The 18,898-nt window shown below is 69.1% G+C and carries 17 protein-coding genes; 10 read left to right on the plus strand and 7 right to left on the minus strand.

Annotated elements, in window-relative coordinates:
• Positions 1 to 74: 74 nt before the first annotated feature.
• Entirely contained in the window at positions 75 to 1,091 is a 1,017-nt protein-coding gene (locus E5206_RS09030) for an exonuclease domain-containing protein (protein ID WP_136322193.1), read from the plus strand.
• Between the two features lie 133 nt (positions 1,092 to 1,224).
• Positions 1,225 to 1,773, plus strand: a complete 549-nt coding sequence (locus tag E5206_RS09035) for a DUF4395 domain-containing protein (protein WP_136322194.1) — start codon at positions 1,225 to 1,227, stop codon at positions 1,771 to 1,773.
• A 23-nt stretch (positions 1,774 to 1,796) separates the two neighbouring features.
• Here the strand turns inward: E5206_RS09035 and E5206_RS09040 are convergent, their stop codons facing one another.
• Positions 1,797 to 2,966, minus strand: coding sequence for an ADP-ribosylglycohydrolase family protein (locus E5206_RS09040; RefSeq protein ID WP_136322195.1), 1,170 nt, complete (start codon positions 2,964 to 2,966; stop codon positions 1,797 to 1,799).
• A gap of 97 nt (positions 2,967 to 3,063) precedes the next feature.
• Between E5206_RS09040 and E5206_RS09045 the strand changes: the two genes are divergently transcribed.
• The 5 genes from E5206_RS09045 to E5206_RS09065 all read left to right on the plus strand — a co-directional run bounded on the left by E5206_RS09045 (position 3,064) and on the right by E5206_RS09065 (position 9,211).
• Positions 3,064 to 3,420: a DUF202 domain-containing protein gene (locus E5206_RS09045; RefSeq protein WP_136322196.1), complete on the plus strand. Its 357-nt coding sequence runs from the start codon at positions 3,064 to 3,066 to the stop codon at positions 3,418 to 3,420.
• The gene (locus E5206_RS09050) at positions 3,417 to 3,767 is read left to right on the plus strand and encodes a DUF202 domain-containing protein (protein ID WP_136322197.1); all 351 of its coding nucleotides are present in this window, start codon (positions 3,417 to 3,419) and stop codon (positions 3,765 to 3,767) included. Before E5206_RS09045 ends, E5206_RS09050 begins: the two co-directional genes overlap by 4 nt.
• Before the next feature lie 148 nt (positions 3,768 to 3,915).
• Positions 3,916 to 4,842 (plus strand): aquaporin, encoded by a 927-nt coding sequence (locus tag E5206_RS09055; RefSeq protein ID WP_136322198.1) that lies wholly within the window; start codon positions 3,916 to 3,918, stop codon positions 4,840 to 4,842.
• A gap of 128 nt (positions 4,843 to 4,970) precedes the next feature.
• Entirely contained in the window at positions 4,971 to 6,158 is a 1,188-nt protein-coding gene (locus tag E5206_RS09060) for an exonuclease SbcCD subunit D (protein WP_136322199.1), read from the plus strand.
• On the plus strand, positions 6,155 to 9,211 hold the full coding sequence (locus tag E5206_RS09065; RefSeq protein WP_136322200.1) for an SMC family ATPase: 3,057 nt from the start codon (positions 6,155 to 6,157) through the stop codon (positions 9,209 to 9,211). The genes E5206_RS09060 and E5206_RS09065 overlap by 4 nt, the downstream gene beginning before the upstream one ends.
• A gap of 111 nt (positions 9,212 to 9,322) precedes the next feature.
• On the opposite strand, the gene E5206_RS09070 is transcribed toward E5206_RS09065, so the two are convergent.
• Positions 9,323 to 10,039: a helix-turn-helix domain-containing protein gene (locus tag E5206_RS09070; RefSeq protein ID WP_136322201.1), complete on the minus strand. Its 717-nt coding sequence runs from the start codon at positions 10,037 to 10,039 to the stop codon at positions 9,323 to 9,325.
• Positions 10,040 to 10,217: 178 nt separating this feature from the next.
• On the opposite strand from E5206_RS09070, the gene E5206_RS09075 reads away from it, so the two are divergent.
• The 3 genes from E5206_RS09075 to E5206_RS09085 all read left to right on the plus strand — a co-directional run bounded on the left by E5206_RS09075 (position 10,218) and on the right by E5206_RS09085 (position 13,908).
• Positions 10,218 to 10,754: a flavin reductase family protein gene (locus tag E5206_RS09075; protein ID WP_136324050.1), complete on the plus strand. Its 537-nt coding sequence runs from the start codon at positions 10,218 to 10,220 to the stop codon at positions 10,752 to 10,754.
• Positions 10,755 to 10,835: 81 nt separating this feature from the next.
• Positions 10,836 to 12,290 (plus strand): 4-hydroxyphenylacetate 3-monooxygenase, oxygenase component, encoded by a 1,455-nt coding sequence (gene hpaB, locus E5206_RS09080; protein WP_136322202.1) that lies wholly within the window; start codon positions 10,836 to 10,838, stop codon positions 12,288 to 12,290.
• 253 nt (positions 12,291 to 12,543) lie between these two features.
• Positions 12,544 to 13,908, plus strand: coding sequence for an MFS transporter (locus E5206_RS09085; RefSeq protein ID WP_136322203.1), 1,365 nt, complete (start codon positions 12,544 to 12,546; stop codon positions 13,906 to 13,908).
• Positions 13,909 to 14,057: 149 nt separating this feature from the next.
• Here the strand turns inward: E5206_RS09085 and E5206_RS09090 are convergent, their stop codons facing one another.
• From E5206_RS09090 to E5206_RS09110, 5 genes are all read right to left on the minus strand, one after another.
• Positions 14,058 to 14,885 carry an alpha/beta fold hydrolase gene (locus tag E5206_RS09090; RefSeq protein ID WP_136322204.1) on the minus strand — a complete coding sequence of 276 codons (828 nt, stop codon included), beginning with the start codon at positions 14,883 to 14,885 and terminating at the stop codon, positions 14,058 to 14,060.
• A gap of 4 nt (positions 14,886 to 14,889) precedes the next feature.
• Positions 14,890 to 15,219, minus strand: coding sequence for a biotin/lipoyl-containing protein (locus tag E5206_RS09095; RefSeq protein ID WP_043482513.1), 330 nt, complete (start codon positions 15,217 to 15,219; stop codon positions 14,890 to 14,892).
• The gene (locus E5206_RS09100) at positions 15,212 to 16,261 is read right to left on the minus strand and encodes an alpha-ketoacid dehydrogenase subunit beta (RefSeq protein ID WP_136322205.1); all 1,050 of its coding nucleotides are present in this window, start codon (positions 16,259 to 16,261) and stop codon (positions 15,212 to 15,214) included. Before E5206_RS09100 ends, E5206_RS09095 begins: the two co-directional genes overlap by 8 nt.
• On the minus strand, positions 16,254 to 17,291 hold the full coding sequence (locus tag E5206_RS09105) for a thiamine pyrophosphate-dependent enzyme (RefSeq protein ID WP_136322206.1): 1,038 nt from the start codon (positions 17,289 to 17,291) through the stop codon (positions 16,254 to 16,256). Before E5206_RS09105 ends, E5206_RS09100 begins: the two co-directional genes overlap by 8 nt.
• A 146-nt stretch (positions 17,292 to 17,437) precedes the next feature.
• Positions 17,438 to 18,808, minus strand: coding sequence for an amino acid permease (locus E5206_RS09110; RefSeq protein ID WP_136322207.1), 1,371 nt, complete (start codon positions 18,806 to 18,808; stop codon positions 17,438 to 17,440).
• Positions 18,809 to 18,898 lie beyond the last annotated feature (90 nt).

An 18,898-nucleotide genomic window follows, 5' to 3' on the forward strand; every position in this document is an offset into this window, starting at 1 on the left:
CTGCGGCAGTGGCTGGTGGACGGGACGCGGGCGGCGATGCGGGCCGCGCCCCGATCCGGCGGTAAAGTTGTGCCGTGGGTTTGGACTTTACGGCGATCGACTTTGAGACCGCGAACGGCTTCCGCGGTTCACCGTGCGCTGTTGGCCTGAGCAAGGTCCGCGGCGGCGTCGTCGTCGAGGAAGCCTCCTGGCTGATGCGGCCGCCGGAAAACCATGACCGCTTCGACCACCACAACGTCAGGATCCATGGCATCAAGCCGGAGCAGGTGGCCGGGCTGCCGCGCTTCGGAGAGCTGTTCCCGGAGATCGGTGCCTTCATCGGCAACGACGTGCTGGCCGCCCACAACGCCGCCTTCGACCTCGGCGTGATCCGCTCGGGCCTGGAAGTATCCGGCCTGCCGGGGCCCGCCTACGATTACGTCTGCACGGTGTTGCTGTCCCGCCGCTGCTACTCGCTGGTGTCCAATTCCCTGCCGTACGCGGCTGAGGAAGCCGGCGTCCCGCTGATCAACCACCACGATGCGGCCGAGGACGCCAGGGCCTGCGCCGGGATCCTGATTGATATCGCCGCCCGCAACGGCGCGGGCAGCATCGCCGGGCTGTTCCTGTCCCTGGGCCTCGCGGTGTCCCACCAGCCGGCCTTCGATCCCGCGCGCGACCCGCTGTCCAAGGCCACCCGGTCGGCCCTCGATGGTCTTGCCGGGGGCGTGGCTGCCCCCGCGGGCCGGCCGTTCCTGCCCGGCTGGCCGGAAGAGGGCGCCAACCCGGCACCCAACGCCGCCGCCGCTCCCGACCACCCCCTGTACGGCCAGACCGTCGTGTTCACCGGAGAGTTGGCGATTCCGCGGCCTGAGGCGAAGATCCGCTCGGCCGAGCTTGGCGCCAGGCCAGAAAGCCGGGTCACGGCCCGGACCACGGTCCTGGTGGTGGGGGACGGGTTCGTGGCCGCGGACCTGCGCTCCGGCAGGCTCACCGGCAAGGCACGCCGTGTCCTGGAACTGCACGAACGCGGGCAACGCATTGAAGTCCTGTCCGAAGGCGAATTCCTGCAGATGGTGGGAGGCCACGTGGCCTCTGCGGCCCGGGCCTGAGCCCCGGCGGGCCGCGGCCCGAGTCCCACCGCCGCCTGTGGCAGCGCTGTCCGCCGGCGCCGCGGGGCGCCGCCCGCCGTCACCCGGCGCAACAAACATTTCCTCGCGGCACGTGTTCTCCTAGCCTTGCACCATGAGCAAACTGATCGATGCACAGACGCCTGCCGTTGCCTCGCACGGCGGAATCGATTGGCGCAAGGTCTTCGCGTTCCCGAACCCGGTGAACGAGTATTCAGCACGCATCACGGCCGGACTCGTTGTGGTGCTGTCCGTCGCGACCCTGGTGACCGGCCTGCTGACCGGCCTTGGCTGGGGGCTGGCCGTCATCGCCCTCGGGTTCTGGCTGCGGGTGCTGTTCGGCCCCCGGATCTCGCCCTTCGGGATACTCTCCGTCAAGGTCCTCACCCCTATCCTCGGAAAGAAACGCCTGGTCGCGGGGCCCCCGAAGCGCTTCGCGCAGGGCATCGGCGCCGCCATATCCACCGCCGCAGCGATCCTTTTCGCCGCCGGCCTGGCGCCGGGGGCGTGGATCCTGCTCGCAATCCTGATCGTCGCGGCCTCGCTGGAATCGTTTGCCGGCTTCTGCCTTGGCTGCACCATCTTCGGTTTCCTGCAGCGCCGCGGCTTCATCCCCGAAGACATCTGCGAGGCCTGCAACAACATTTCGCTGCGCCGCGCCTGACGCCCGCTTCCTGGGCCCCGTGCTCAGGCGCCGGTCACAAGCGCCAGCTGTTCCGCCATGCCCCGGATGACCTCCGGGGCTTCGAGCGTCTGCAGCCACCCCGCCGGCAGGCATTCCTCGCCGTAGAACGTGCCCAGGATGTTCCCAGCAATCGAGGCGGTGGAATCGCTGTCCCCGCTGTGGTTCACCGCGACGGCGATCGCCGCACGGAAGTGGGCCTCCGGACGGCCGGAAACCGCCGCCGTCGGGTCCGGTTCAGTTGCCAGCACCGCGTAGACGGCGACGGCGAGTGCCTCCTCGGCCACCCAGCCTTCGCCCAGTTCCCGCACCAGTTCCTCCGGGCTGAGCAGTCCGCGGGCGGCCGGGTTTCCGGGCTGTCCGGGCTGCGCGGCCAGGCGCAGTGCCCCCTCCAGCCGTTCGAGCAACGCCGCGTCCGGGGACTCGTTCCTGCCCAGGTTTCCGGCCCGCAGGTGTCCGAGCGCGTAGTCCGCGGCTTCACGCAGGCCGCGGCCGGCCGTCAGGGAGTGGATCATCAGGCTCAGGGCGCCCGAACTCTGCCGGGCAGCGGGGTGGCCGTGGGTCAGGGACGCCGCGTCGGCACTGATTTTATAGACGGATTCCGGCGCGATGTAGGGGATCAGGCCGAACGGCGCGGAGCGCATCACCGTGCCGCAGCCCTTCGACTCCGGATTGACCGGCCGGTACACCGTGCCCATTTCGCCGCTGGCGAGGCCGCTCAGGACCGTGCTGCCCGGGGCACGGCGGTGTTTGAGCACTTCGTGCGTGTCAATCCAGCGGGGCGGCTGCACCGGGGCCGACGGCGGGAGGGGCACACCCTGGGTGCCGAGCCAGCGCAGGTACGCAAGCCACAGGCAGGCGTTGGTATCCGCGCCGACCCCCGAGTTGGCCCATTCGAGCGCCTCCACGAGGCCATCAACGGTGTAGAGCGTCATCTGGGTGTCGTCGGAAAAGTGGCTGCCGCCGTCGAGCGCCGCAAAGTCCTGCAGCCCCGCGGGGCCGAACCTGGCCCGGATGGCGGTGATGTCATCGAATTCGACGGCGTACCCCAGTGAGTCACCCAGTGCGCCACCGAGCAGGCAGCCGTGGATGCGGGACCCGTGGGACAGCACGGGTGGGGTCGGCGCAGACGGCAGGGGACGTGGCGCAGGGGTGGTGCCGGGCTCGGTGCTCATGCCTTCAAATTTACCCCGGTCCCGCGACGCCGGGCGCCGGGTAGGGTGCTGTTGGACCGGCAGGGTGCCGTCAGGCCGAGCAGAGGAAGACCAGCAGATGCGCGAACCAGCGTGGCGGAAGACCGGAAACACCCCCGACTACAGGTTCTCCCTGGCCAACGAACGCACTTTCCTGGCCTGGATCAGGACCTCGCTTGCCCTCATCGCCGGTGCCCTGGCGATTGACCAACTGGCCCCGTCCATTGCTCCCGGCCCGGTCCGGATTGCCCTGTGCGTCGTGCTGGCGGTCCTGGGAGCAGGCCTGGCCGCGCTCGCCTACCACCGCTGGGGCCAGATGGAGGCGGCCATGCGGAACAACCGGGAGCTGCCGTTCTCCGGCTTGATGCTGGTGATGACCATTGGGGTGGCAGCCGCGGCCTTCACCTTTGCCGTCCTGATCCTGGTGGCGCGTTGAGCGCAGGGCCCCGCCGGGACCCCGGGCTCCAGCCCGAGCGGACCTCCCTGGCCTGGCGCCGGACGGTACTGGCCCTGGTCGTGGTGGACCTGCTGGTCTGGCGCAGCTGGGCGCTTGCGGTAACCCGGGCCGCTCCTGGTTCCGCCGCCGGAGCCCCGGATTACCTGGGGATCTGCGCGCTGACCGCGATGGCGGCCACCGTCGTCCTCTGCCTGTGCGTGCTGGCCCGCGGCAGGGAACTCCGGAGTTCCTCGGCGGCGCCCCGGGCGGCGCTGATGCGCTGGGCGGCCGCCGCCGTCGTCGTCCTGGCCGGCAGCGCCGTCGCCGCGGTGGCACTGGGACGCTGAGCCCGGACCCAGCGAACGTCCAGAATTCGCTGGCAGACTGCTCGCGGACCGAACTTCCGGACGGCAGTACACCGCGCGCCCGGACCGCGGCCGGCTGCGGGCCGAAAGCCCGGGACGCCGCACACCCCAAACAAAGGAATTACCGACCATGAGCACGCCTGTGTCAGCCCCCGTGACGGGCGGCATCAAGCCGTCCGCCGCCCGCGACGATTCGCCCCGGCCCGGATTTGTGGCCCGGCTGTCCGCCGAGGCCCTCGGGACACTGTTCGTGGTGGTCGCAGGCCTGGGCGTACCGCTGTTCACGATTCCGCAGTCCAACCCGCTGCCCGCTTCCCTTGCGGCAGGCCTGGCGCTGACGGCGGCCATGCTGGCGTTCGGCTACCTCTCCGGCGGCCACTTCAACCCGGCGGTCACGGTGGGCAACGCCATTGCGGGCCGCATCCGGCTGACCGAAGCCGCAGCCTACCTCGGTGCGCAGCTGGTCGGCGCCCTGCTTGGCGCCGTCACCCTCTTCGCCATCCTGCGCACCATCCCCAAGATCAGCGACTCCCGGGCCGCCTTTGACACCGTCACGGCCGGCTTCGGCGAACACTCCATCACCCAGGCCCCGATGGCCGGCGTGCTGCTCGTGGAGGTCCTCGGCGCCGCCCTGCTCGTCGCGGTCTACCTCGGCACCACCTCGCGCCACAACCCGTCCAGGGCGGCGGCTCCGTTCGCCGTCGGCCTGACCACGGCCGTGCTGCTGCAGCTCGGGCAGGCGATCGGCAACGACCCCTTCAACCCGGCCCGCGCCACCGCCTCCGCCCTCTTCAGCAACGTGGACTCGCTCGGACAGCTGTGGCTCTTCTGGGTCGCCCCCGTGGTCGGTGCCGCGCTCGCGGGACTGGTCTTCCGCGGCTTCGCGCAGACCGCCGCGCAGCTGCAGCCGGCCGTTCCGAACGCCGTGCCGGACGAGGATGACGGCGAGGAGGACGCCGCCGGGGCGCGCGCCGCCGCTGCTCCGGCCCCGGCACAGGATTCCCGGACGGCGGACGGTGACGAGGCCCGCGACTTCTTTGACAAGCGCGGGGTGTAACAGCCTCTCCAAACAACGCGGGGATCCTTGGCGCCCATCCGGGGCCCCGGGATGGGCCGTAGCTGACCCCGCGTTGCCTTGGAGTCCGGCTGCGCAAAACTGTCCGTGGCAGCCGATACCGTAGAGGCATGCGGCTATTGCACACCTCGGACTGGCACCTGGGCCGGTCATTCCACGGCGTCGGGATGCTCGATGCGCAGCGCGCCTACGTAGACCAGCTCGTCAGTTTCGTCCGTGACGAGTCGGTCGACGTCGTCCTGATCGCGGGAGACGTCTATGACCGCGCCCTGCCCGGGGTCGACGTCGTGGGCCTGCTCGACGACGCCCTGGTGCGCCTCACGGGCGCCGGCGCCCAGGTGGTGCTGACCAGCGGGAACCACGATTCGGCGATCCGGCTAGGGTTCGCGTCCCGGCTGCTGGAGCGCGGGGGAGTGCACCTGCGCACCCGGCTGGCCGAACTGGACAAACCGGTGCTGTTTCCGCTCGACGCCGGCGCCGGGGACGGCTCCGATGACGGTCCCGTGCTGGCCGTCTATGGCATTCCCTGGCTGGAACCCCGGCTCGTCGCCGAACAGCTGGGTGTCGGGACGGCCAGCCATTTCGAGGTGACGCGCGCCGCCACGGCCCTCATCCGGGACGATCTGGGCGTTCGTTCCAAGACGCGGACCGTCCACTCCGTGGTCCTGGCCCACACCTTCGCGAGCGGCGGGATCAGCTCGGACAGCGAACGGGACCTGAGCATCGGCGGCGTCGGCGCCGTGCCGCTGGATCTCTTCGACGGTTTCGGCTACACCGCGCTCGGACACCTGCACGGCCGGCAGGAGCTCTCGGCCGCCGTGCGCTACTCGGGATCCCCGCTCGCCTACTCCTTCTCCGAAGCGAAGCACAAGAAGGGCGGCTGGCTCGTGGAAGTCGACGCCTCGGGCGTCACCGGGGTCACCGAGGTGCTCTGGGAGGCGCCACGGACCCTGGCCGTGCTGCGGGGCAGGATCGAGGATCTGCTCTCGGCCGAGGAATTCGGCTGGGCGGAAGATGCCTACTGCCAGATCACCCTTACGGACGCCCAGCGTCCCGCGCAGGCCATGGAACGGCTGCGCGCACGTTTCCCGGACACCCTGGTGCTCGGGTTCGACCCCGAAGGCGCGGCTGCGACGGCCAGGACCAGCTACAGCAGCCGGCTCGCCGAGGCCGACGACGACCTGTCCATCTGCTGCGGCTTCCTTGAGCATGTCCGTGGCCGGGGTGCCGACGACGCCGAAGCGGCTGTCCTCGGGCAAGCGCTGGAAGCCGTCCGGCTCGAAGGGATTTCCCTGTGAGGATCCACCGCCTCGAGATTTCCGCGTTCGGCCCGTTCGCCGGGACCGAGAGCATCGACTTTGACCGGCTCAGCACACACGGACTTTTCCTGTTGAACGGGCCCACCGGGGCCGGTAAAACCAGTGTCCTCGACGCCATCTGCTTCGCCTTGTACGGTTCGGTGCCCGGAGCCCGGCAGGACGGCAAGCGGCTGCGCAGCGACCACGCCGAAGCCGCTGCCGAACCGCGGGTCACCTGCGAGTTCTCGGCAAAGGGCCGCCACTTTGAGGTGTCCCGGTCTCCCGCCTGGGACAAGCCCAGTGCCAGGGGGAAAAACGGATTCACGCTCCAGCAGGCCAACACGCTGCTGCGCGAGCGCATCGACGGCGCGTGGGTGGAAAAGTCCGGCCGGAACGACGAGGCCGGGGCGGAGATCACCGACGTCCTTGGCATGAACCGGGAACAGTTCACCCGGGTCGTTATGCTGCCGCAGGGCGACTTCGCGGCCTTCCTCCGGTCCAAGGCCACAGACCGCCTCGAGCTGCTCCAAAGCCTGTTCGGCACCCAGCGCTTCGAAGCCGTCGAACAGGAACTGGCCCGGAAGGCACTGGCGGCCAGGGCCGAAGTCGGCAGCCTTAACAACCAGCTGGAACTGTTGCTCGCCCAGGCAGAGGCCGAGACCGCGGCCCTCGGGCTGGACACGGCCGATGTTCCGGACCGGGAAGACGCCGAGGCGCTGCTGGCCTGGCTGGAGGCCGGTGCCGCCGCCGCCGCGCGGGAGCGGCACTCGGCCGCGGCGGAAGCGGAGGCAGCCAGGGCCGGACACGCGGCGGCCCTCGATGCGGCCACAGCCCGCGCCGCACGCCAGGCCAGGCTCGCCGCCGCGGAACGACGGCGGTCCGACGCCGAGGCTGCCGCGCCCGTCCTCGCCGGCAAAACCGCCCAGCTGGGTCTGCACCGCAAGGCAGAGGTACTCGGCGGACAGCTGCAAGCCGCGGAAAGCGCCGAAGCTTCCGAGGCCCTGGCATCCCAGGCCATGGCTGAGGCAGCCGAGGAGCTGCGGGCCGCGGCACTCACGGATCCCGAACTCACCGGCCTCGACCTCGCCGACGGCGACGCCGCCGGTTCGCGCACTGACGGCACGGCGCTGCGGAGCACCCTGGGACGCCTGCGCTCGGTGCGGGCGGTGCTGGAGGAACGGTTGCCGGATGAGTCCAGGCTCGCTGAGCTGATGGACCGCGCCGGCCAGCTGCGCAAGTCGCTGGAGCAGTTCACCTCGGAACGCCGTTCGGGTGCCGCAACTCTGGAGGCTTTGCGGGCGGAATCGGCCGGGCTGCTCGCCGGGCTCCGTCCGCTCGAGGAACTCGCGGCAGAGGTCCAGCTGCGCGCCAAGGAGGCGGCTGCGGCCGAGGAACTCGTCGCCCTGGTCGGTCGCTATGCTGCGGCCGAGGCGGTGTGTGCGGGGGTTGGGGAACGCCACCGCCGCGCCCGCGATGAGCACCAGGACCGGCGCCAGCGCTGGCTTGATCTGCGCGAAGAACGGCTCGCCAACGCCGCCGGGGAGCTGGCCGCACAGCTGGTCTCCGGCGTCGCCTGTCCGGTGTGCGGGAGCCCGGACCATCCGGTACCCGCCCCGGCAGCGGCGTCCGCACTGGCCGTCGCCGCGGCGGAGAGGACCGCCCAGGAGGCATCTGAGGCAGCGGAAGTGACGCTGTCCGCGCTCGAACGCGAACTCGCCGAGGCCCGGCAGGAAGTTGCCGTCCTGGCGGCGCAGGGCGGCAGTACGGCGCCCGAGGAAGCACGCCTGGATGCCGCCGCAGCCAAGGACCGGGCGGCCAAAGCCTCCACCGCGGCCAAGGAGCTCGCTGCCAGCCGTGCCCGGCAGGCTGGCCTGGAGGAAGAGATCTCCGCCGCCGAACAGGCACAGTCGGACGCCGCCTCAGCGATCGTCCAGACGGAATCCACGATTGTGGAAATCCAGGGACAGGCGGAAGGCCTCGAACGGGCCCTCGGGAAGCTGCGCGCCGGGCACCCCGGCCTGGGGGAGCGCATCGTCGCCCTCGACGGGGCGACGGCGGTGCTGGAACGGGCCGAGGACGCACGGACCCGGCTGGAACAGGCCGGGACCCGCTCGGCGGACGCCCGGCAACAGCTGGAGCAGGCTCTTCCCGCTTCAGGCTTCGGGTCCGCGGCCGAGGCCCGGGCCGCGCTGCTCGCCGCCCCGGACGCTGCGGGGCTGGAAGCAGCCATCCGGGCCGGGCAGGATGAAGCCGCGCGGGTTGAAGAACTCTTCGCCGGTGAAGAACTCGTCCGGGCCGCCCGTGAGCTGGAGGCCGAGGGGACACTCGGAGACGACGTCCTGGAGCAGCTCCAGGCTGCCGCCGCCCTGGCCGGACGTGAAGCCGGCGCAGCTGTGCTCGCCTCCGGCCTGGCGGAGAAATCCGTGCTCACCCTGGCCCGGATCACGGCAGGGTACCTGGAGCTCGCCGCCGCCGGCCGGGAGCCGCGGGAACGCGCGTCGCTCCTGAGTGCCCTGGCCGACGCCGCCCGGGGCGGCGGGGACAACACCTACCGTATGAGCCTGAACAGCTACGTGCTCGCCGCCAGGCTCGAACAGGTGGCGGTCGCCGCCTCGGAACGGCTGATCGGCATGAGCGACGGACGGTACACGCTGCAGCACACGGACGCCAAGGCTGCGCGCGGGGCCAAGTCCGGTCTGGGCCTGGAGGTGGTTGACCAGTGGACCGGCCTGCGCCGCGACACGGCCACACTGTCCGGCGGCGAATCGTTTATGGCCTCGCTTGCCCTGGCCCTCGGACTGGCGGACGTGGTGCAGCAGGAATCGGGCGGTGTGGACATCGAGACCCTCTTCGTCGACGAGGGCTTCGGCAGCCTCGATGAACAGGCCCTGGAACAGGTGATGGACGCCCTCGAAGGGCTCCGGGACGGCGGCCGGGTGGTCGGGCTCGTGAGCCACGTGGGCGAAATGAAACAACGCATCGGCACCCAGCTCCAGGTGGTCAAGGGCCGCAACGGTTCGACCCTGCACATTTCCGACGACGCCCAGGGCTGAGCCGGCAGCCTAAGCCCCCGACTGGCCCGCAGTCGGGGCCGTTTTGAACCCTGAAAACGCCCTCGACTGCGGGTCAGTTGGGCGCGGGACCGGAAGACGGCGGCCGGGGTCTCAGCCCAGCTGGCCCTCGATGCGCGCGGCGCCCGCCACCAGTGCGGCGGCCACTTCCTCCGGGTCCTGCGCGGCGCGGATGTAGACGACGCCGAGGGCAGCCGGACGCCCGCCCGGGACCCGGACCGGCACGGCCAGCGACGAGACTCCGGCGATCACCTCGTCGTGGCTCGCCGCGAAACCCCGGCGGCGGGCCTCGGCCGCCTCGGCGCGGTAGGGGATCCCCGGAGCCAGTGCGTTCCATTCCGGTTCGGAGAATGCCGACTGGATGGCGATGCCGGGGGCGCCCGCGCTGATCGGGTGCCGGGAACCCGGGTGCTGGACCACGGTGGCTCCGGTATGCCGCGGATCGACGGTGACCAGCGTGACGCAGTCCTCGTGGTCCCAGACCGCCACAAAGGTGCTCATGGTCAGGGCATTGGCAAGCTGGGTGAGTTCGGGCAGGGCGGCCGTCTGCAGGCTGCGGGCCACCCCCCGTGCCAGGACGGCGAGTCCGGGTCCGGGCTGGACCCGGCCGCCGTCGTCGCGCACCAGCAGGGAATGGTCCTCAAGGGTGCGCAGGATGCGGTACGCCACCGAGCGGTGGACTCCCATCGCGTCGGCGAGTTCGGCGATAGTGAGCGGCTGCTGGGCCTCGGCGAGGATCTCCAGGGCCCGGATGCCGCGCGAAAGCGTCTGGGACGGGGAAGCCTGGGAACTGCCGGCAGTCGGGGTCATTTGTCCATCCTAGGTGCGGACTGCGGCAGTTCCGGTCACCCCGAAGGGCGAACCCTTGTGCCTCAGCTCACAGTGCGCTAGTGTTCTATATGGGAACGGTGAGTTCGATTATAGAACACAGGAATGGGAAAGAATAGCGTTCCTGCAGTCACCCCCACCACAACGCAAGGGATCGATGATGATTGCCAAGCCCCGCACCGAGCCTGTTCCGGTTGTACCGGGCCGGACCACCGCACCCCGTGCCAATCATTTCCGCGGCAGCCTGGGACGGTTCGCCACCGGCGTCGCGATCGTGACCTTTGACGGGGTCACCAAGCGCCACGGCATCACCGTGAACTCTTTTACCTCGGTGTCCATGGAACCGCCCCTCGTGCTCGTGAGCATTGCCCGCACCACCAAGGCCCATGACGAGCTCGCCGGCCGGCCCTTCACCGTCAACATCCTGGGCGCCGAACAGCGCCAGCTCGCGATGCACTTCGCCGGCCGCCCCGGGCCCGAGCCGCTCTGGGTCGAGGGCGAAACGGCGCCGCGCCTGTCCAAGGTCCTCGCCTATTTCGAATGCAAGCCCTGGGCGGCATACGACGGCGGCGACCACACCCTCTACATCGGCGAGGTGGTGGATTTCAACTACCGCAACGGCGACGCCCTCGCCTTCGCCAACAGCACCTTCACCACCATCCCGGAAAGCCAGCTGGGCATGGAAGACCTGCTCTGACCGCGCCGCCGCGGCCACAAGGCCCTGAGGCCACAGACCTTTTAGACGACAAGAACGACACAGACGACTGGAGAGACAGCCATGGGTATCCGTACCGGACAGCAGTACCTGGACAAACTCAACGCGATGACGCCGCACGTGGTGATCGACGGCGAGGTGGTCAGCGAAAAGATCGCCGAGCACCCCGCCTTCCGCAACGTGGCGCGCTCCTACGCCAAGCTCTTCGACATGCAGCACGACCCCAGGTACCAGGAAGCGCTGACCTATACCTCGCCGAGCACGGGAGACCTGGTGAACGCCTCCTTCCTGGTGCCGAAGACCGCGGAGGACCTCAAGCGCCGGCGCCGCGCCATCTCCACCTGGGCCGAGTCCTCCAACGGCTTCCTTGGCCGCTCCGGCGACTACATGAACTCCTCGCTGACGGCCCTCAGCACGGCCCAGAAGTGGTTCTCCCAGGCGGACCCCAAGTTCGCGGAGAACATCCGCAAGTACTACGAGTGGGCCCGTGAAAACGACGTCCTCGCCACCCACACCCTGATCCCGCCGCAGGTCAACCGCTCGGTCTCCGGCTCCGAACAGCTCGGCGGCCAGCTTTCGGCCCGGATCGTGGAAGAGCGCGAGGACGGCATCGTCGTCCACGGCGCCCGCATGCTGGCCACCATAGCCCCGATCGCGGACGAACTGCTGGTCTTCCCCTCCACCGTGCTCCGCGGCACCCCGGAGGATGCCCCGTACTCCTACGCCTTCGCCATCCCCAACGACGCGCCGGGACTGCGCTACCTCTGCCGGACCTCGCTGTACAACGGCGGCAGCACCCACGACGAGCCGCTGGCCTCCCGCTATGAGGAAATGGACGCCGTCGCGATCTTCGACAACGTCTTCGTTCCCAACGAGCGCATCTTCATGCTCGGCAACCCCCAGCTGTGCAACGGCTTCTACGCCGAAACCGGCGCCGGCGCCCTCATGACGCACCAGGTGGTCACCCGCACCATCGCCAAGAGCGAGTTCTTCCTGGGCCTGGCCTCCGAGCTGGCCGACTCGATCGGCATCGACGGATTCCAGCACATCCAGGAGGACATCGCCGAACTGATCGTCGACGTCGAAATCGGCCGGGCGCTGGTCCGCGCCTCGGAGGCTGACGCCGAGCTGAACGAGGCCGGCGTCATGCTGCCGAAGTGGTCCACGCTGAACGCGGCCCGCAACTGGTACCCGAAGATCGCCCAGCGCTTCCCGCAGATCATCCGCAAGTTCTCCGCCTCCGGGCTGATGGCACTTCCCGGCGAGGCGGATGTCAACAGCGATGCGCGGGCCGACATCGAGATGTACCTGCAGGGCAAGACGCTCACCGGCCCGGAGCGCGTCCGGCTCTTCAAGCTGGCCTTCGACGCCTCGGTTTCCGGGTTCTCCGGGCGCCAGTCCCTGTACGAGTACTTCTTCTTCGGCGACCCGGTCCGGATGGCCGGCGCCCTGGTGAACAGCTATGACCGCGAACCCGTCCGGGCCAGGGTCCGCGAATTCCTCGCCCGCGAGGACTGAGGCCGCCGCCCTTCCCGCCGGCCACCGGGGAGGCAGGCAACGGGCGGGGCGCAGCGGACGCTGGGCCCCGCCCCGGCGTCGCCGCCTGGTCCTTGGGGACGGCGGCGCCATCCGGGAAAGAAGCCTTATCGGGAAATATGTGCGCTTTGTCACATATCCGTAGTAGTGTTCCTTATACCAACTGACCGAACGATCAGTAATTCACTTCGCACCCACCCCGGGCAGTACCTCTGCCCCCAGCAACGGAGTTCCAATGACCGCAACTTCAACCGTCGATTCCGAAGCGGGCCCCAGCAGCAAGCATGAGGAACGCAAGGTACTGGCCGGGACGCTGGTCGGTACCACCATCGAGTGGTACGACTTCTTCATTTTTGCCCAGCTGACCGCAACGCTGCTGTCGCCGCTGTTCCTCACCCCGCTCCAGGACTCGAACCCGGGCCTGGCACAGATCCTGTCCTTCGCCCTCATCGGCATCAGCTTCCTGTTCCGCCCGCTCGGTGCGATCATCGCCGGCCACCTCGGTGACCGCCTCGGCCGCAAGGCCATGCTGGTCTTCACGCTCGTCATGATGGGTGCCGCAACGGCGCTGATCGGCATGCTGCCCACGTACGGCCAGATCGGCGTCTGGGCTCCGATCCTGCTGATCACCCTCCGCGTCATCCAGGGTTTCTCGGCCGGCGGTGAATGGGGCGGCGCTGCCCTGATGGCCGTCGAGCACGCTCCCATGAGCAAGCGCGGCCTGTTTGGCGCGTACCCGCAGATCGGCGTCCCCGTGGGCATGATCCTCGCCACGGGCCTGCTCTACTTCCTCAACACCGGAATGTCCAAGGCGGACTTCGCGTCCTGGGGCTGGCGGGTACCGTTCCTGCTCTCCATCGTGCTGATCGTCGTCGGCTACCTGATCCGCCGTGCCGTGGACGAGAGCCCCGTGTTCAAGGAAATGGCCGCCCGCAAGGAAGAAAGCAAGGCCCCGCTGGGCCAGCTGCTGAAGTTCCACAAGAAGGCCGTCCTGTTCTCGACCATGATCTTCATCGGCAACAACGCCGCCGGCTACCTGCTGATCGCGTTCTTCATCTCCTACGCCACGAAGTCGCTGAAGATGCAGACTCCGCAGATCCTGCTGGCCACCACGCTGGCATCCTTTGGCTGGCTGATCTTCACCCTCGTGGGCGGCTGGCTCTCGGACAAGATCGGCCGTGTCAAGACCTTCCTGCTCGGCTACGCCATCGTCTTCGCCTGGATGATCCCGATGTTCGCCCTCATCGAGACCAAGGACATCGTGCTGTACGGCACCGCGCTGTTCGTCCTGACCATCGGCCTGGGGCTGTCCTACGGCCCGATGTCCGCCATGTACGCCGAGATGTTCCCGGCGAACGTGCGCTACTCGGGCATCTCGATCGGCTACGCCTTCGGCGCCATCCTGGGCGGCGCCTTCGCCGCCACGATCGCCGAATGGCTGTTGCAGAGCACCAAGTGGACCGGTTCCATCGGCATCTACATCATGATCCTGTGCGTCATCTCCGCCGTCGGCGTCGTGCTGGCCAAGGAAACCCGGGGCCGTCCGCTCGGTGTCCCCGCCCACGAGCCTGCCGCGGCTGGCAAGGCTGCCAAGCACTAGGCAGGAAAGTACTCCGCCGGAACTTCTGGGGGCACGGACCAACGGTCCGTGCCCCCTTTTTTTGAGCAACGCGGGGTCACATCGCGCCCATCCTGGAGGGGATTATGGGCGCGATGTGACCCCGCGTTGCTGCCCAGGCGGCAAGGAAGTCAGGCGGCAAGGAAGCGGATGGCACCCTGCTTGAACGCGCGGCTGGTGATGGAGTTGGTGTGGTTCCGGCCCGGCAGGACGAGCTGCTCCACCTGGGCGCCGGCCTTGGCGCCCAGGGCGGCGAGCTCCGGCATGGACCCGGCGCGGTCGTCCTTGTCCCCGGCCACGAGCAGCATCGGCACGCGCGGGACGGCCTCGGCGGCGTCGAAGGGCTCGCCCTTGATCGCCTCGACGAGGGAGAGCAGCGAGAAGATGTTGTTGCTGGGCAGCATCTGCGCCATCTTCAGCAGCCGCGCGGTTGATTCGTCGGCGATGGGGGTGCCGTCCGCCAGGTAGCGCTGCGCGGCGACGAGGTCGAAGTCGGCGAGGGGGTCGGCGATGTTCGGACCGCCCAGGACCAACCGGTGGACGAGTTCGTGCTGGGTGGCGCCGAATTCCCAGGCCAGCCGCGCGCCCAGCGAATAGCCGATCACGTCGAGCCCGCTGGATGGATCGCCGTCGCGCAGGGGCCGAGCTCCGGCGTCGACCGCTATCTGGAGCAGATCCGCGCGGATCCGGCTGGGGGCGTAGGAGTCCATGTCCTCGGGGGCGCCGCTGCGGCCGTGGCCGGGCAGGTCCACGGTGATGACGCGGCGGCCGGCCTCGAGCAGGGCCGTCAGCCAGCCGGTGTCCTCCCAGTTGAGCCGGGCGGAGGAGGAGAAGCCGTGCAACAGCAGCACGGGGCGCAGGCCGGCGTCGGTCCCGGGCTCGTAAACCGCGACATACAGCTGGGGGTCGGTGCCTTCCACGGTGTGGGAATGCTGCTCGCCGGTGTGTCTGCCGCTCATGGTGTCAGTCCTCATCAAGTACGGCGCTCAGGCGGACCCGGCGCTTCGGTGCCTCTTCCTTCGGGACGGTGCCCACAATGCCGGCGGTGTTGTCCGGCACTTCAAACACAATCAGGGGCTCGCCGACATTGATTTTGTCACCGGGCCCGCCGTGGATACGCACTACCTTACCTGCCTGCGGGCTGGGCAGTTCAACGGCGGATTTGGTGGTTTCAACCTCCACGAGGGGCTGGTTGCGTTCCACCTGATCGCCGGGCGAAACCAGCCATTCGAGCACGGTCGCCTCGATCAGGCCTTCACCGAGATCCGGGAGCGGGAAGGAAATTTCAGCCACGTTTGTACTCCAATACTCGCTGGATCCCGAAGAGGATCCGGTCAATGTTCGGGATGTATTCGTCCTCCAGGTCGCCCGAGGGATACGGGACGTCGAAGCCGGTGACACGCTCCACGGGTGCCTTGAGGGTGTCGAAGCAGGCCTGGGTGATCAGCTGTGCCACTTCGGCGCCCAGCCCCGAGGTCAGTGGCGCCTCATGGACGACGACGGCGCGCCGCGTCTTCCGCACGGAAGCGGCCAGGGACCCGGCGTCGATCGGCTTGAGCCAGCGCAGGTCCAGGACCTCGACGTCGATCCCGTCCTCGGCGGCGAGTCCGGCCACCTGCAGGCAGCGTGCGACCATGGCGCCCCAGGCGACCAGGGTGAGGTGCCGCCCCTCGCGCATGACCTTGGCGCCGGTGGGGGCGCCGTCGGCGGCATCGGCCCGGGCGGGGTCGACGTCGCCCTTCTGCCAGTAGCGGGACTTCGGCTCCATGAAGATCACCGGGTCCGGCCGGGTGGCGGCGTACTTGAGCAGGTGGTAGGCCTCGTGCGGGTTCGACGGCGAGACCACCTTGAGCCCGGGAACGTGGGCGAAGAGTGCCTCGAGGCTTTCGCCGTGGTGTTCGGGGGCACGGATGCCGCCGAAGCTGGGCACGCGGAGCGTGATCGGCATCGGCAGGGTGCCGCGGCTGCGGTAGTTCATCCGGGCGACCTGGCAGACGATCTGGTTGATCGCGGGGTAGGCGAAGCCGTCGAACTGGACCTCGGGAATGGGGTGGAAGCCGGCCATCGCCAGGCCCACGGACATGCCGAGGATGCCGGATTCCGCCAGCGGGGTGTCGAAGACCCGCTGGTCGCCGTGTTTGGCCTGAAGCCCGTCGGTGATGCGGAAGACGCCGCCGAGCCGGCCGCAGTCCTCGCCGAAGACCAGGGTTTTCGGGTTTTCCGCGAGGACCTCGTCCAGGGCGCGGTTCAGGGCCTGCTGCATGGAAAGGACCACGGTGTTCGCGGTGGCGCCGGCAGCCACGGTGGTTCCGCCTTCGAGAATCGAGTTAGACATGTTCGGACTCCTCGCGCCAGCTGGCGGCCTGGGCTTGCAGGGTCGGGGTGGTTTCCTGGAAGACCAGGTCAAACATTTCGGCGCCGGGGCGCGGGCCGAGCGCCTGGACGCCCGTCCTGATCTGCTCCTCTTCGGCCTTGGCCGCGGCCAGGGCCTCGGCGAAGAAGGCCTCATCGGCGATCCCCTCGGTGAGCAGCCGCTGCCGGAACCGTTCGAGCGGGTCGGCGCCGGCGCCGTCGCGCTCCTCGGCCAGGGAGCGGTAGCGTCCCGGGTCATCGGAGGTGGAGTGCGGGCCGCGGCGGTAGGTCATGGCCTCGATGACCACGGGGCCGTTGCCGGCGCGGGCGTGGGCGAAGGCACGCCGGGTGGCCTCGACGACGGCGACGACGTCGTCGCCGTCGATCTGCAGCGCGGGCATGCCGTAGCCGGCGGCGCGGGCGGCGACGGAGCCGCCGGCCACCTGGCGTTCGGTGGGGACCGAGATGGCCCAGCCGTTGTTCTGGACGAAGAACACCACGGGGGCTTTCATCACGGCGGCGAAGTTCATGGCCTCGTGGACGTCACCCTGCGAGGAGGCGCCGTCGCCGAAGTAGCTCAGCGCGACGCCGTCTTTGTGGTCCAGCGTCTGGCCGTGGGCCCAGCCGACGGCGTGCAGCACGGAGCCGGCCACCACGGCCTGGATCGGGGCGAGCCGGGACTCCAGCGGGTTGTAGAGTCCGCCGTGCCACGTGGCCTTGTGGGTGGACATGTAGGCGATCATGTCCACGCCCATGGTCCGGGCCACGCCCATCTCGCGGTAGGTGGGAAAGACGAAGTCACGCGTGGTGTCCACGGCGTAGCCGCTGCCCACCTGGGCTGCTTCCTGGCCGAGCTCGGGCGCGTAGCCGGGGATCAGGCCCTGCCGCTGCCATGCGATGGCCGAAGTGTCGAGGTGGCGGACCGCCACCATCAGCGAGTAGAGCTCGCGGAGCTGGGCAGGAGCGAGCGGCGCGGCAACGTCGCCGGAAGCCACCGGGGGGAGTGTGTCCATGCCTGTGACCCTAGTCACCCCAACCTGCCTGGGCAATCAGCTCAGGAAACGCTGGCCAGACTGCACAAAGTTGCCCGTCTTTGCCCGACATAGATTGACAGTTTGTATAGCTTTTGCTGCGCCGGACTTAGGGGTGCGGCGGCGGGTTAGGTGCGGGCGCGGGTCACGCGGGCGCCGATCCAGCAGGCCGCGGCGATGCCGGCGACGAGCGCCATGGTGCTGAAGAGCTGCTTGCTGCTGTCCGGGCTGCTGAAGCCGACGGCGAAGATCAGCGCCAGGAGCACGAGCCCGAAGATGGTCAATCCGGGGAAGCCCTTCATCCGCAGCGGCAGGGCCGTACCGTCACGGTCCGCACGGCGGCGGAGGATCAGCTGGGACACGAGGGCGGAGCCCCACACCACGAGGCAGGTGGAACCGACCAGTTGGAACAGGGCCGGAAGGATCCGGTCGGGGAAGAGCAGTTCCAGCACGGCGGCCAGGAAACCGAACGCCACCGAGATGCCGACGGCCACCATCGGGACCCTGGCCTTGTTGAGCCTGGACAGGATCCGTGGAGCCTCGCCGCGCTCGGACAGTGAGTACGCCATCCGCGACGCGCCGTAGAGGTTCGCGTTCAGTGCGGAGAGGAGTGCGACGACGGCGACCAGCGTGATGGCGGTGCCCGCCCCCGGAATCCGGGCCACGTCCAGGACGCCTGCAAACGGGGACTTCAGGGCCGATGACGTTGACGGGAGGATCGCCGCGATGACGAAGACGGAGCCGATGTAGAACACCAGGATCCGCCACACCACGGTGCGGATGGCCACGCCCACGCTGTGTTGCGGGTTTTCGGTCTCCGCCGCGGCCACGCTGACAATCTCGGTGCCGCCGAAGGCGAAGATCACGACGAAGAGGGCGGTGGCGATGCCGCCAAGGCCCGCCGGCGCGAAGCCGGAGGTGATGTTGCCCAGCCCGGGGGAGGCAACATCGGGGAGCCAGCCGAGCAGCAGGGCGACGCCGACGCCGAGGAACAGCAGGATGGCCGCGACCTTGAGGATGGCGAACCAGAATTCGAACTCGCCGAAGTTCTTCACCCCGGCCAGGTTGATGGCCGTGAACAGGGACATGAAGATCAGCGACAGCGCCCATACGGGGATCACCGGCCATACCGTGGACAGCAGTGCCGAGGCGCCGAGGGCCTCGGCTGCGATGACCACCACAAGCTGCAGCCACCAGAGCCAGCCCACGGTGGCACCTGCCGTCTTACCCATCGCCTTCTGCGCGTACACGGAAAATGCACCGCTGTTCGGGTTGGCGGCGGCCATCTCGCCCAGGGCCCACATGACCAGGATGATCAGCGTTCCGGCCACAAGGTAGGAGACCAGCACGGCAGGGCCTGCTGCCTGGATTCCTGCCCCTGAGCCGAGGAACAGGCCGGCGCCGATCGCGCTCCCGAGTCCCATCATGGTGAGCTGGCGTGGCTTCATGCTGTGGCCGAGCTTCACGGACCGGTGTTCCGCGGTGGACTTCATTGTCATGTGGCGAACCTTCGTGTGGTTTTTGATCTGTGTGTCCTTCTGGGACTTATTGAATTTACCGCCTTTGAATCCTCCCGCCGGCCACGCGCG

This window comes from Arthrobacter sp. PAMC25564 (genome assembly GCF_004798705.1).
GTDB lineage: Bacteria > Actinomycetota > Actinomycetes > Actinomycetales > Micrococcaceae > Arthrobacter.